14 protein-coding genes are annotated in these 13,567 nt (G+C 62.4%); 9 read left to right on the forward strand and 5 right to left on the reverse strand.

Translation table 11 applies throughout. From position 1 onward, the window contains the following. Positions 1-7 precede the first annotated feature (7 nt). Positions 8-226 (reverse strand): hypothetical protein, encoded by a 219-nt coding sequence (locus JQ553_RS09010; protein ID WP_212499522.1) that lies wholly within the window; start codon positions 224-226, stop codon positions 8-10. Positions 227-363: 137 nt separating this feature from the next. Then, positions 364-615: a hypothetical protein gene (locus JQ553_RS09015; RefSeq protein WP_212499523.1), complete on the reverse strand. Its 252-nt coding sequence runs from the start codon at positions 613-615 to the stop codon at positions 364-366. Positions 616-730: 115 nt separating this feature from the next. Here JQ553_RS09015 and JQ553_RS09020 point away from each other — a divergent pair, with 115 nt between their 5' ends. Further along, a complete protein-coding gene (locus JQ553_RS09020) occupies positions 731-931 on the forward strand; it encodes a DUF3072 domain-containing protein (RefSeq protein WP_249144047.1) in 201 nt (66 codons plus the stop codon). Positions 932-1,562: 631 nt separating this feature from the next. Here the strand turns inward: JQ553_RS09020 and JQ553_RS09025 are convergent. Further along, entirely contained in the window at positions 1,563-1,820 is a 258-nt protein-coding gene (locus JQ553_RS09025; protein ID WP_212499524.1) for a hypothetical protein, read from the reverse strand. 118 nt (positions 1,821-1,938) lie between these two features. Between JQ553_RS09025 and JQ553_RS09030 the strand changes: the two genes are divergently transcribed. Beyond that, positions 1,939-4,002: an ATP-dependent helicase gene (locus tag JQ553_RS09030; RefSeq protein WP_212499525.1), complete on the forward strand. Its 2,064-nt coding sequence runs from the start codon at positions 1,939-1,941 to the stop codon at positions 4,000-4,002. Positions 4,003-4,213: 211 nt separating this feature from the next. Here JQ553_RS09030 and JQ553_RS09035 read toward each other — a convergent pair whose 3' ends face one another. Continuing rightward, positions 4,214-4,573, reverse strand: a complete 360-nt coding sequence (locus tag JQ553_RS09035) for a PilZ domain-containing protein (protein WP_312015106.1) — start codon at positions 4,571-4,573, stop codon at positions 4,214-4,216. 152 nt (positions 4,574-4,725) lie between these two features. Between JQ553_RS09035 and JQ553_RS09040 the strand changes: the two genes are divergently transcribed. Both JQ553_RS09040 and JQ553_RS09045 read left to right on the forward strand, forming a co-directional pair. Next, on the forward strand, positions 4,726-6,141 hold the full coding sequence (locus JQ553_RS09040; protein ID WP_212499526.1) for an MFS transporter: 1,416 nt from the start codon (positions 4,726-4,728) through the stop codon (positions 6,139-6,141). A 198-nt stretch (positions 6,142-6,339) separates the two neighbouring features. Continuing rightward, complete coding sequence (locus JQ553_RS09045) at positions 6,340-6,741, forward strand: VOC family protein (RefSeq protein ID WP_212499527.1); 402 nt, start codon at positions 6,340-6,342, stop codon at positions 6,739-6,741. A 98-nt stretch (positions 6,742-6,839) separates the two neighbouring features. Here JQ553_RS09045 and JQ553_RS09050 read toward each other — a convergent pair whose 3' ends face one another. Then, on the reverse strand, positions 6,840-7,598 hold the full coding sequence (locus tag JQ553_RS09050) for a Spy/CpxP family protein refolding chaperone (protein ID WP_212499720.1): 759 nt from the start codon (positions 7,596-7,598) through the stop codon (positions 6,840-6,842). Between the two features lie 475 nt (positions 7,599-8,073). On the opposite strand from JQ553_RS09050, the gene JQ553_RS09055 reads away from it, so the two are divergent. The 5 genes from JQ553_RS09055 to JQ553_RS09075 all read left to right on the forward strand — a co-directional run bounded on the left by JQ553_RS09055 (position 8,074) and on the right by JQ553_RS09075 (position 13,511). Continuing rightward, entirely contained in the window at positions 8,074-9,414 is a 1,341-nt protein-coding gene (locus JQ553_RS09055; RefSeq protein ID WP_212499528.1) for an ABC transporter substrate-binding protein, read from the forward strand. A 124-nt stretch (positions 9,415-9,538) separates the two neighbouring features. After that, entirely contained in the window at positions 9,539-10,477 is a 939-nt protein-coding gene (locus JQ553_RS09060) for a carbohydrate ABC transporter permease (protein WP_212499529.1), read from the forward strand. Then, positions 10,477-11,388, forward strand: a complete 912-nt coding sequence (locus JQ553_RS09065; protein ID WP_212499530.1) for a carbohydrate ABC transporter permease — start codon at positions 10,477-10,479, stop codon at positions 11,386-11,388. Before JQ553_RS09060 ends, JQ553_RS09065 begins: the two co-directional genes overlap by 1 nt. A 4-nt stretch (positions 11,389-11,392) precedes the next feature. Next, complete coding sequence (locus JQ553_RS09070) at positions 11,393-12,493, forward strand: ABC transporter ATP-binding protein (RefSeq protein ID WP_212499531.1); 1,101 nt, start codon at positions 11,393-11,395, stop codon at positions 12,491-12,493. Between the two features lie 28 nt (positions 12,494-12,521). Then, positions 12,522-13,511, forward strand: a complete 990-nt coding sequence (locus JQ553_RS09075) for a hydroxyacid dehydrogenase (RefSeq protein WP_212499532.1) — start codon at positions 12,522-12,524, stop codon at positions 13,509-13,511. The last annotated feature ends 56 nt before the right edge of the window (positions 13,512-13,567 follow it).

Here is a 13,567-nt window from a genome sequence, read left to right on the forward strand (position 1 = left end):
CGTCGCTCTAACGATCCATCGGCCAGGTTCGGCGCACCAGCTGCACTCGCTCGATGCGCGCGCACTGTTCGCAGCGATACTGAAGGATGTCCTTGCCCTCGCTGCCGGGATAGCTGGTCTCAAGCCGCATCGTCCTGTTGCAACTGATGCAGGACATCAGCGTCAGGAGGGGACTGCGGTCGTCATTCACCGAGGCTCGTGGTTGAGCGATCATTTCGGCGATCATGGACGTCTGGCGATGGGACAGCGGTAGCCTCACCATCTGAAAATCCCGACCCGAGCCGATGGTTCCCGGCGTGAAACCCGATGCGGCCAGTTTACGGCAAAGAGCCGCAGCCTGTCGACACGCGATTGCCGGCCGGATCAGGCGTGCGCGTTGGTCCCGCCCGATTTCGCCTTTGGCTTGTCCGGCTTCATTTTCGCGGCCGGACGGTCAACATGGTTTCGGCTCAGCCGTTCGCGGACCGTCGGCAGGCGATCACCCCCACCGGACGCCCTCCACTCGCGAACCAGTTCGGCGACCTCCGCCCGCATCGCCATCAGGCGGCCGGCCGCCTCGCTGCAGTCGAGGTCACGATTGACTTGATCGCGGATAGTCGCCTCGACCAATGTCATCTCTGACCTCAAGGCACTGATTTTGCGGCGAATATCATTAACTCTGTTGTCCATGCCCTGTTAGAACGAATATAGAACATATTGTCAAGACAACGTTCGTATAGGGAGACCAAAAATGGCCATGTCTGCTGCGAAATTTGGCGCGGTTCGACGGCGTATCGGCCGTCGAATGACCCGGTCCCAGGCCGCCCGGTTGAGGAGCCTTGCCACCGAAGCCTATCAGCCCAAGCAGTACGCGCCCGATCTGACCTTCGAGGAAGCCCAGCGACGCATCAATGTCCTGAAGGTCGAGATCGCGCTTGCCGACTCGTTCTAGAGAGCATTGTCGGTTCTGATTGAATCAGAGCCGAAGCTCTAGATTCTTCTTTGATGCGTTCTCTTCACGCGGACCGGCACCACTTCGCTCGAAAACGCCATAGCCACCTCGGGACATGTCTCAAAGCGTCCGTGACCTTGCATTAACAAATGCTATAGGCGACGCAGCCAAGCCTGCCTCATCGCCGCCTGCGGAGTGCTCACGTGCCGGAATTGGAGAAGCGATCACCGCTCGCGTTCTCGATCGTACTGAAGGACGGACGCGTCCTTGAAACTGTGGGCGATGCCGCGGGGTTCATGGCGGCGCTCAGTTCAGATCGGCGCGAACGCCCGCACTGGAGGACGACGATCATGATGTTCAACAATGCGATGCGAGAAGCGCGCTATCTCAAGGCCGCGACCGTGAATCTACGATCCGCGCTATTGTACGACCGACTGATCGATGACTCAGATCTTTGACTGTGGTGCCGCCGCTACAGCCGAATCGCCGGCGCTTTCGTAAGCGCATAGCCGTTATGGCCGCGAACAAGGTAACGGCGGTACACACCTTGGCTCGAAGCTGCATGCTTGGGCCGCAATCTGGGGCCGCCCGCGAGGGACGGGCGGCCCATTCTTTTTGGGTGGCGACGTTCTCACAGCAGCTTGGCGCGGACGAACAGCAGGCGCAGCGCGTTCGTCGCCTGGACGGTGAGCATCGCGTTGCCGGCCGCGTTTTCCAGCGCGTCGACCGCGTCGTCATGCAGCGAGCGGAATTCCAGCCATTCGACGGCGCTAAGGTTGGTGATGAAGCGATAGGCCTGCCCAACGGTCGCGAGCGTCACCGTCTCGCCGTTCAGCCTCAGCTTGAATGTCGCCTTGAGCGGCGTGTCGGAACCGGATACGTCAGCCATGAAGCGGTTGTGCAACGCGCGGCGTCAATGTCAATCTAAATTCTTCCCGCCTGCGCCGAACCGTGCGTCCCAATCATCCTGATGTCTGTTAGCGTTTGGCAGGGGGTGATTCGTGCCGATGCTTGCCAGCACAGCCTATCTGGATGGGCTTAATCCCGAGCAGCGCCGTGCGGTCGAGCACGGCATCGGCCCGGACGGAACCATTGGCGTGCCACTCCTGGTGATCGCCGGTGCCGGCTCGGGCAAAACCAATACCCTTGCCCATCGCGTGGCGCATCTGATCGTCGCCGGCGCCGATCCACGCCGCATCCTGTTGATGACGTTTTCGAGGCGCGCTGCCGCCGAGATGGCCGATCGCGTCGAGCGGATCGCGCGTCGCGTGCTCGGTGACACCGCATCCGTGATGACAGACGCATTGAGCTGGGCCGGCACGTTTCACGGCATCGGCGCGCGGTTGTTGCGCGAATATGCCGAGCGCATCGGGCTCGATCCTGCCTTCACCATCCACGACCGCGAGGATTCCGCCGATCTGATCAACCTGGTTCGTCACGATCTCGGGCTCTCCCGGACCGAGAGCCGGTTTCCGACCAAAGGAACCTGCCTCGCGATCTATTCCCGCTGCGTGAACGCCGAGATGGAGATCGAGGCGACGCTCGGCCAGTTCTTCCCCTGGTGCGCGGGCTGGGTCGGCGAATTGAAGCGGTTGTTCGCCGCGTATGTCGAAGCCAAGCAGCAGCAAAACGTACTCGATTACGACGATCTCCTGCTCTACTGGGCACAGATGGTCAAACATGCCGCACTGGCCGAGGAGATCGGCGGCCGCTTCGATCATGTGATGGTCGACGAATATCAGGACACCAATCGCCTGCAGTCGTCGGTTCTGCTGGCGCTCAAACCCGCAGGACATGGCCTCACCGTGGTCGGCGACGACGCGCAGTCGATCTATTCCTTCCGGGCCGCAACAGTGCGCAACATCCTGGACTTCCCGGAACAGTTCAGCCCGGCCGCCGAGATCGTCACGCTCGACCGCAACTACCGTTCGACCCAGCCGATCCTCTCGGCCGCCAACGGCGTGATCTCGCTCGCAAAGGAGCGCTTCACGAAGAATCTCTGGACCGACCGGATGTCGGCGCACAAGCCGCAGCTCGTCGCCATCCGCGACGAGGCCGATCAGGCCCGCTACATCGTCGGGCAGGTGCTGGCCAATCGGGAGCAGGGCACGCTGCTGAAACATCAGGCGGTGCTATTTCGTACCTCCTCGCACAGCGGGCCGCTAGAGGTCGAACTCACTCGCCGCAACATCCCGTTTGTGAAGTTCGGCGGCCTCAAGTTCCTTGAGGCCGCGCATGTCAAGGATATGCTGGCGCTGCTGCGCTTCACTGAAAACCCGCGCGACCGCGTTGCCGGCTTCCGGGTCCTGCATCTGTTGCCCGGCGTCGGGCCGGCATCAGCGCAACGCGTGCTCGACAGCATGGCGGAAGCTGCCGATCCGATCGCCGCCCTGGCAGCCCTGCCCTCACCGCCCAGGGCTGGTGAGGACTGGCGGCTGTTCGTCGAGACGGTCGAAAACCTTCGCAGCTCCGAGTGGCCGGTCGATCTCGAGCGCGCTCGGTTGTGGTACGAGCCGCACCTCGATCGCATCCACGAGGACAGCGAGGTGCGCCGCGCCGACCTGTTCCAGCTCGAGCAGATCGCCGGTGGTTATCCGTCGCGCCAGCGCTTCCTCACCGAGCTCACGCTCGATCCGCCGGACGCGACCAGCGACCAGGCCGGCGCGCCGCTGCTGGATGAGGATTATCTGATCCTGTCGACGATCCACTCCGCGAAGGGCCAGGAATGGAAGTCCGTCTTCGTGCTCAACGTCGTCGACGGCTGCATGCCGTCTGACCTCGGGGCCGGCAGGTCAGCGGAACTCGAGGAGGAACGCCGCCTGCTCTATGTCGCCATGACGCGCGCCAGGGACGATTTACACCTACTGGTGCCGCAGCGCTTCTTCGTCCACGGTCAGGCCGCGAAGGGCGATCGTCACATGTACGCCTCCCGGACCCGCTTTATACCCGAGAAGCTGCTGCCGATGTTCGAGCGGACGACGTGGCCCCGCGCCGCCCCAGCCGAGCCGTCGACGGCGAGCCGGGCAGCGCCGATCGACATCCGCGCCGGGATGCGCGGCATGTGGCGCTGAAACGGAACCCAAAAAATTCTTTCAGGGCCTGGAACGATTCCGCCATCGGCACGTTGAGCGGATGTTCGTAATCGGCAAACGACCATCCCCGACGGCCTCGGCGCGCAATTGAAGGCGCACCGAGGCCGTCTTCTTTGCGCTGTGCCAATTTGTGTGGCGCGGTAGCGTTTTCGAGGATCAGCGGCGCACCGTTAGCGATCAAGCGCCGCACTCAGGCCGTGACCACGAAGCTGACGCCGATCCTGTTCTTCTTGGTCCAGATCACGCGGCATTCGTGGACCACCGAGGAGTCGTTCGCCAACACCAGACGAAACCGATGGGGGACAAAGGCAGGGTTTTCCACGTCGATCGCAGCCCCTTCGGGCGAGATATTGATAATCACGCAATGCATGACCGAACCGCCTGACGACACGTAGCCGGGCTGATTGACCTCGGTTCGTGGGTGTTTTCGCTTCTCATCCATCCGGTGTGCCTTGAGATGTGTCGGGGCAGGCTTGGCGTTTGCCGACAAATTAGTCAACGCCCCGAGCCCACCGTCTCGGGCTTTCACACCGCCATTTGAGCGCAGCACTGAGCATCAGGCCCATCGCTTACGCGCAGATGAGCCCCGCGCCGGTCCGGGCTTGTCGCTGGCGACGCTGGCAAGATAGCGTTGCCCTATCGGCGGTGTGACGGCGCGACGCCCGCTCTCAAAAGAATGAACAAGCGCCAAAGGGAAACGCCATGTTCGAGATACTCGATCGCCGAACGACTCTGACCGGCAATCAGATCAAAATCCTCGCCGCGGCCATCATTGGCGACGCACTCGAATTCTTCGATTACTTCCTGATCGGCTTCGTGCTTGCTTTCCTGATTGGTCCCTGGAAGCTCACGTTCGGCCAGTCAGCCACTGTTCTGATGAGTTCCGGCATCGGCGCCATCCTCGGCGCCTATGTCTGGGGCTGGCTCGCCGACAGGGTCGGCCGACGCTTCGTCTTCGTCGGCACTGTGCTGAACTTCTCGATCGCGACCGGCCTGCTCTATTTCACGCCTGACAACGGCTGGGTCTATCTGGCGATCCTGCGCTTCTTCGTCGGCACCGGCGTCGGCGGGCTCTATTGCGTGGACCTGCCGCTGGTGCAGGAGTTCATGCCCTCGCACAAGCGCGGCTGGATCGGCGGGCTCGTCACCTGCGTGATCCCGCTCGGCGTCGGCCTTGGGGCCGTGCTGGGCGCGCTGATGGGAGCCGACCAATGGCGGCTGTTGTTCGCCATCGGCGTGCTGCCGTCGCTGCTGGTGCTGCTGGTCCGCCTGTGGGTTCCGGAGTCGCCCCGTTGGCTGTGCCGCCAGGGACGCTACGAGGAGGCCCGCAAGTCGCTCGCATGGGCGCTGCAGGTGAAGCCGTCAGACCTGCCGCTGCCGACCGCTGCCGATGCCGGCCCGATCGTCAAGACAAGCTGGCTCGACCTGTTCAAATATCCTCGCAGCCTGATTGTCTCCTGGCTCGGCAACGCCGGTGCGCAGACAGGCGTCTACGGCATCACGCTGTGGGCACCCGCGCTGTTCGTATTGCTGCTGAAAGTCACGCCCCAGGAAGCCGCCAAAATGATGATCCTGCTCAGCATCACCGGCTTCATCGGCCGTGTTTCCTTCTCCTATTTCTCGGAACTGCTGGGACGGCGAACGGCGGGCGGCCTGCTCGGCTTCGGCGCGGGCGCACTGACCATCATCGCCGGCTATCATTACGACGCGACGCTGTTCGGATTGTCTGCATTCTGGCTGCTGCTCGCGGTGACGTTCTTCTTCGCCGATGGCGGCTTTGCGATCGTCGGCCCGTACGCGGCGGAGGTCTGGCCCTCGCATCTGCGCACCACCGGCATGGGGTCGGCCTATGGGTTCGGCGGCATCGGCAAGATCATCGGGCCGGTCGGCCTCGCGCTGATCGTCGGCTCTAACAACTACCTCAAGCCCGACGTACCGCTAACCCAAATCCCGACCGCCTTCGTCTATCTCGGCTGCTGGTTCCTGATGGCGGGCTTCGTCTATTATTTCCTGGGTATCGAAACCAGGGGCAAGTCGATCGAGCAAATCGACAAGGAATTGACGGCTTCGGCCGACATTGCGGCTTCCGCCACTTCGCCCGACGCGCCTAGAGCATAATCCGGAGAGGAGCGTTTCCCTTCGTTACAAGTGCAGCGTTTGCGCGGAGATCATGCTCAAACAAAGATGGATCATGATGCGGTTTCGACGTTTTCGCATCGTGATCCGGGCGGCGGTGCTGGAAACGCCCGGCGGTCGGTACCGGACGCCGGCGCCAACCGCACCTTCATCTAACCCGATCTGTCAAGGAGAAGAGCAATGCCATTGGGTGGACTGCAACATTTCACGATCGAACCGCAGGATCTCGAGAAAACGAAGGAGTTCTATTGCGACGTGCTCGGGCTCGAGAATGGCGATCGTCCGCCGCTCGATTTCCCCGGCTACTGGCTCTATTCGGGTGGTCAGGCCACCGTACATCTGATGGGCACCCGCAAACCGCGCGACGGCATCGTGGTCCGCGGCACCGAGAAGAAATATGAGGACACTGGTCGCCTCGACCATATCGCTTTCGCCGCCACCGACGTCGAAGGGGTTCGCAAGCGGCTGCAGGCCAGGAATGTCAAATTCCGCGAGCAGATCGTGCCGCGCACAGGCGACACCCAGATATTCCTCTATGATCCCGATGGCATCGGCGTCGAGTTGAATTTCCCGAAAGTCTGAGCGGCGGTCCGATCACGCCGTTCGTTCGATCGGAGCGGCCGGTTCGAGCGCCGGCCGCCGTTGTTTTCCCCTTTATTCACGAATCAGCGCCGAAACCGCTAATCGAGCCCGCGCTCGTGGCTGAGGCGAACCATTTCATTGATGAAGACCTGCTTCTGCTTGTCGTCCAGACTCGCAAACAGCGGCTCCGCGGCGTCGGCGACGTTGCGCTGATCCACTGCACGGTCGTTCAGGAACTGGGCTTCGTTCCGCATCTGCTCGATGATGTCGTCGGGCGGATCGCGTTGCGCGCGCGCAATTCGGAGATTGAGCCGGTCGGCACCGTTGTGGCCAAGATAGTGCATCGCGCTGTTAAACCCGGCCCAGTGCTTTTCCTGCTCCGGAGTCAGGTTCAGTTCCTTCTTGATCCGTTCGATATTGGCATCGCTGTTGGTGACGATCTGCTCCGCCGTGAGCTGCGGCGCGCCATCCTGAGTGAGAACCGTCGCCTGCTTGACGGCCTTGGCCTTGCCGGCCTTCGCCGACTTGGTGGACTTGGCGCCCTGCTTGTCACCGGGTGCCGCCGGCTGGGACTGCGCGTTCTTGCCGTTGGCGGCATTGCTGCTCGGGGCATTTGAGTTGTTACCGGTCAGGACTCCGGTCACCCCAGTCACCACGCCAACCACGCCCCCGATGGCGCCGCCCAGGACGCCACCGACCGGCCCGGCCGCCCTGCTTCCCTCACGGGCGCCCTTCTGGACGCCCTCAACGATCTGTGCATGACCGATATGGGGCGCGGCAAGAAGCGTGATGGCGGCCACGCCAAGCGCAGCGCACAGCGTCCACCATGCACGCACCTTCGCTACCGGGCTGGGCATTATTTGGTCTCCATGATCGATCGTGGGTTTCAGGGAATGACGTTCTTTGCGCAGGGAGGCCTCGCCGAATCCGCATTTTATCGGCTTTGCTCTGATTTGGTCTATTTGTTGGGCAGGCATGAAGATGACTGAAGTACGCGTTCGTGCCAAGCGCCGGGGCGACCGGCAGACAAACCTGCGGCTCAACCGCGCACCGTGTGAATCATTCGCCGCGCGGCGTTGCGTGCGGCGCAGCATGAAATCGTGATAGCGCTGCCAAATTGGAGGAGCGGCGATCACCGGCCGAACTGCCTTCGATTTGCACACACAACGTTAGTTCTAGAGAAGGGCTGTATCTGATTTCTCGACAGGCGCCGGCAATTCTGTTCTGATCAGGCTGACGAAATCTCATGGCCTCGCCTCGCGACGGCTCAAAAAAATAACAACGAGGTTTCCAGAAGTCTTTTGTCCGTCGGCTCACCAGGGAGGGAATGCCATGACGCGGAAGAAGCTTTCACGACGACAATTCGTTGCTGCGACAGCGCTGTCATCGGCGGCGCTGATTACAGCGCCTTACGTGCGTGGCGCATACGCTGCCGGAAAGCTCTCGATGGGCTTTTGGGATCACTGGGTGCCCGGTGCGAACAAGGCGTCGACCGACCTCGTCAACGAGTGGGCCGCCAAGGAGAAGGTCGAGGTACAGATCGATTACATCACGAGCCAGGGCAACAAGAACCTGCTGACGATCGCTGCCGAAGCGCAGGCCAAATCCGGCCACGACATCTTCTCCATGCCGACCTGGTGGGCGCATGCGAATTCAGAGCAACTCGAGTCCGTAAACGACATCATGGGCCCGATCGTCGCCGAGAACGGCGAGGTCAACGGCACGGTCAAATATCTCGGCCAGTCGGAAGGCAAGTGGCTCGGCGTTCCCGCCTGCGTCGGCAGCCAGATCAAGGGTCCCTGCTCACGCATCGACCTGATGAAGAAGCATGCCGGGATCGACGTGCAGGAAATGTACCCCGCCGGCTCGCCCCCCAAGGCTGACAATTGGACGCTCGATACCTTCCTGAAGGCGGCGGAAGCCTGCCACAAGGCCGGCGTGCCGTTCGGAATCGGCCTTGGCGAAACCACCGACAGCGTCGACACGTGCGGCGCGATCTTCCAATCGTTCGGCGCCCAGCTTGTCGACGCCAAGGGTAACCTCACCGTCAAGACCGACGCGGTGCGCCAGGCGCTCGAATATTACAAGAAGCTGATCGGCTTTCTGCCGCCTGACGTGGCGGCCTGGGATGACGCGTCAAACAACAAATGGCTGGTGTCCGGCAAGGGCGCGATGATCATGAATCCGCCGAGCGCCTGGGCGGTGGCCAAGCGCGATGCGCCGCAGGTCGCCGAGCAGTGCTGGACCCACGGCTTCCCGGCCGGGCCCAAGGGGCGTTTCGCGCCGTTCCTGCCCTACTTCTGGAGTATCTGGAGTTTCTCCAAGAACAAGGAAGCTGCCAAGAGCCTGCTCGTCCATCTCTCGAAGCCGGCCTCGATCGAAAAGATGGTCGTCGCGAGCGGTGGCTACGACTTGCCGGCGTTTGAGAAGCTGACGACGCTGAAGGTCTGGCAGGAGGAAAGCCCGCCCAAGGGCACCCTGTACCACTACCCGAACCCCTACAATCATCAGACCCTGTCGATTGCGACCTCGCCGGCGCCGCCCAAGATAGCTCAGCAGATCTATGCACAGGCGACCCTGACCAAGATGTGCCTGCGCTTCCATCAGGGCGAGTCGATGGAAAAGACCCTCGCCTGGGCCGAAGGCGAGTGCGAGGGCTTCATGCGGACCTGAGGTCCTGAGGATGCGCCGCGTGCCGGCTTGATGGCTGGCTGCGCGGCGCATCTGCCTCCGCACGTACCCGTTTGGAAACCGGCAAGTGCCGGTTTCACGGCGAACCATTCAGGGAACACGCATCATGGCTGATGTCGCATTTCAGCAAGGCGCCGTCTCCGGCGCGGCAAGGACAGCCAAGCGTTCCAGCCTGCGCCGGGCGCTGAAACGAAAATCCAGCGCAGCGTTCCTGATGACGTTGCCGCTGATCCTGCTGATCGGCGTCCTGGTCATCTATCCGGCTCTCTATTCCCTGCATCTGGCAACGCTGAACAAGTCGATGGCGAAGTTCGTCGGCTTCGGCAATTTCGAGTTCCTGTTCAAGCGCGAAACGTTCTGGCTGGTCGTCAAGCAGTCCTGCATCTTCGCCATCTCAGCCGTGATCTTCAAAGCGCTGATCGGCTTCATCGTGGCGCACTTCGTGCACAACGTACCGGCCAACAAGCAGCGCAAGTGGCGCGGCATGCTGCTGGTGCCATGGGTGATCCCTCCGGCGATGAGCACCCTCGCCTGGCTGTGGCTGTTCGATCCCTCCTACAGCGCCTTCAACTACACGCTGTCCTTCTTCGGCATTGGGCCGATCCCCTGGACCGGCGACGCGATGTGGGCGCGCTTCTCCGTGATCCTGGTCAATGTCTGGTACGGCGCGCCGTTCTTCATGATCATGTATCTGGCGGCGCTGAAATCGGTGCCCGAGCAGCTTTACGAGGCGGCGGCGATCGACGGCGCCAATTGGTGGCAGCGCATCTGGTACGTCACCCTTCCGATGATGCGCAACATCATCGCGATCACGACGCTGTTCTCGCTGATCGTGACCTTCGCCAATTTCGACATCGTGCGCATCTTGACCGCCGGCGGGCCGCTCGACCATACGCACATCTTCGCAACCTGGGCATTCCGCGTCGGCATCGAGGGCAGCGACATTCCGCTCGGCGCCAGTGTGTCACTATTCATGGTGCCGATTTTGGCGGTCGCGGCGATCTTCATCCTGCGCGACGTCTCCAAACGCGGGAATGAAGCCTGATGAGCACGGTCACAATCGACAAAGCCGGCCCGACCCGCCAGGTCAAGTACGGCAGCATGAGCCGCGACCGCGCCTGGGCGCTGCGCTGGTCGTATTTCTTTCTGACGCTGTTTGCGATCTTCTCGCTGGTGCCGCCGATCTACATGCTGATCACCTCGCTCAAAAGCAGCGCGGAAATATCGGCGGCGACCAATCCATGGTGGGTGTTCCATCCCACGCTGGAAAACTATACCGGCCTGCTGACGTCGAACCAGTTCCTGCGCTTCTTCTGGAATTCGGCATGGGTTTCGATCATCGTGGTGACCATCACCATGCTGATCAGCGTGCCGGCGGCATTTGCGCTGTCGCGGATGAAATTCTGGGGCTCGGCCACGCTCGCGACCGGCGTGTTTCTGACCTACCTCATCCCGGACAGCTTGTTGTTCATCCCGCTGTTCAAGATGTTCGCCGTGATCGGCGACTGGACAGGGATCCAGCTGGTCAACAGATGGTATGTCCTGCTGTTCATCTATCCGACACTCACGGTGCCGTTCTGCACCTGGATCATGATCGGCTACTTCGCCTCGATCCCGAAGGAGCTTGATGAAGCCGCGATCATCGACGGCGCGTCCTGGTTCCAGACGCTGACGCGGATATTCATTCCGGTCGCGCTCCCCGGGCTCATCGCCGCGACGATCTTCGCCTTCACCGTGTCCTGGGCGCAGTTCCTCTATCCCCTGGTCTTCACGACCTCGACCGACCAGCTCGTGCTGCCGGTTGGCATCATCACCACCCTGATCAAGGGCGACGTGTTCAACTGGGGGCAGATCATGACCGGCGCCCTGCTCGGCGCTGCGCCGCCCCTGATCATCTACGCCTTCCTGATGGACTACTACATCGCCGGCCTGACCGCCGGTGCGACAAAGGGTTGAACTCATGGCTGACGTGACGTTGCGTAAGGTGGTGAAGCGCTACGACGACGTCGAGGCGGTGCGCGGCATCGACCTCGACATCGCCGACCATGAGTTCGTGGTGCTGGTTGGACCATCCGGTTGCGGCAAGTCGACGACGCTGCGGATGATCGCGGGGCTTGAGGATATTTCGGACGGCGACATCATGATCGGGGGCGACGTCGTCAACGACGTGCCGCCCAAGGATCGCGACATCGCGATGGTGTTCCAGAACTATGCGCTCTACCCGCACATGACGGTCGCCGAGAACATGTCGTTCGGGCTGCGCCTGAAGCATTATCCCAAGGCCGAGATCAAGGCGCGGGTAACGGAAGCCGCCCGCATGCTCGACATCACCGACCTCATCGATCGCAAGCCGAAGCAGCTTTCGGGCGGCCAGCGCCAGCGCGTCGCGATGGGACGGGCGATCGTGCGCAACCCCAAGGTGTTCCTGTTCGACGAGCCGCTCTCGAACCTCGACGCCAAGCTGCGCGTGCAGATGCGGATCGAGATCAAGAAGGTGCATCAGAAAGTCCGCACCACCACGGTCTATGTCACCCACGACCAGGTCGAGGCAATGACGCTCGCCGACCGCGTGGTGGTAATGAACCACGGCCGCATTGAACAGATCGGCACGCCGCACGAACTCTACCACAACCCGGCCACGCGCTTCGTCGCAAGCTTCATCGGCTCGCCGGCGATGAACTTCGTGCCATGCCGCATCGAGGATGTCGGCGGCAAGCTGCATGCGAGACTGACCGACCGTCTCGCATTCCCGCTGCCGCCCAGCCGCGCCACGCGGTATCAGGCGGTCCCGCGCACCGACAAGCTTTTGCTTGGCATCAGGCCGGAGCACGTCGCCGAGGCCAGTCCGCATGCGGAGCCTGGCATTGAGCCGTTCGACGCGATGCTCGACGTCACCGAGCCGATGGGCATGGAGACGCTGGTCTATTTCACGCTCGAAGGCACCCAGATCTGCGGCCGCGTCAATCCCAATGCCGGCGCGCAGGATGGCGGCCCGCTCCGAATGGCTGTGGACCTCAACAACATGCATTTGCTAAACGAGGTGACCGGCGCCGTCCTTTGACGGCGAACAAGAACCGCAAGAGCAGGAAATGGGCACCAACAAGAAGAAGATTTTCATCACCCAGACATTGTCGCCGGGAGCACGGGCTCTCCTCACCGAACGGGACGACATCGAACTCGTCGAATTTCCGAATCTGATCTCCGCCAAGGACTTCGAGGCCATGTTGAAGGAACATGCGCCGGTCCACGGCGTCGCGCTCGGCGCCACCCGCTTCGGTGAGCCGGAGCTTGAAGCCTCCAGGGACATGAAGGTGGTGACGCGGATCGGCGTCGGCTATGACGCCGTCGACGTCGCCGCGCTCTCCCGCCGCAAGGTGCCGCTCATGGTGGCGGGCACCGCGAACTCGCCCTCGGTGGCCGAGCACGCGCTGTTCATGATGCTGACGCTCGCGAAGCGAGCGCAGGAGATGCACGCCATGGTCAAGGACGGCACCTGGGCGAGCCGGCTCGGCGTGCTGCCGTTCGACCTCTACGGCAAGACCGTGCTGGTCGTCGGATTCGGCCGCATCGGCTCGCGCACCGCCAAGCGCTGCCTCGTGATGGAGATGCAGGTGCTGGTGTACGATCCCTACAAGCCGGCCGGCGAGATCATGGCCGCCGGCTGCGAAGCGGTGCCGGATCTCGACGCCGCCCTGCGACGCGCCGATTTCGTCACCATCCATTGCCCGAAGACACCGGAAACGCTCGGCATGTTCAACGCGGCGCGTTTCCGCCTGATGAAGCCGACCGCCTACCTCATCAACACCGCTCGCGGGGGCATCGTCGATGAGAAGGCGCTGCACGATGCGCTGGCGTCGGGCAAGCTTGCCGGCGCGGGCCTCGACGTGTTCGAGCAGGAGCCGCCGCCGGTCGGTCAGGCCCTGCACAGCCTGCCGAACGTGATCATGGCCCCGCACGTCGCCGGCGTCACCGTCGAGGCGGTCGATCGCATGAGCGAGCAGACGGCACGCAATATCCTGAGCGTGCTTGACGGAGCGCCGCTGCGCCAGAACGTCATCAACCCGGACGTTCTCGGCTGAGCTTGCAGCCGTTCCCTTTCGCGCCGCGGCCGATCCCTGGAGCTCGGTGCGGTGAC

The sequence above is a fragment of the Bradyrhizobium lablabi genome, assembly GCF_018131005.1.
GTDB lineage: Bacteria > Pseudomonadota > Alphaproteobacteria > Rhizobiales > Xanthobacteraceae > Bradyrhizobium > Bradyrhizobium lablabi_D.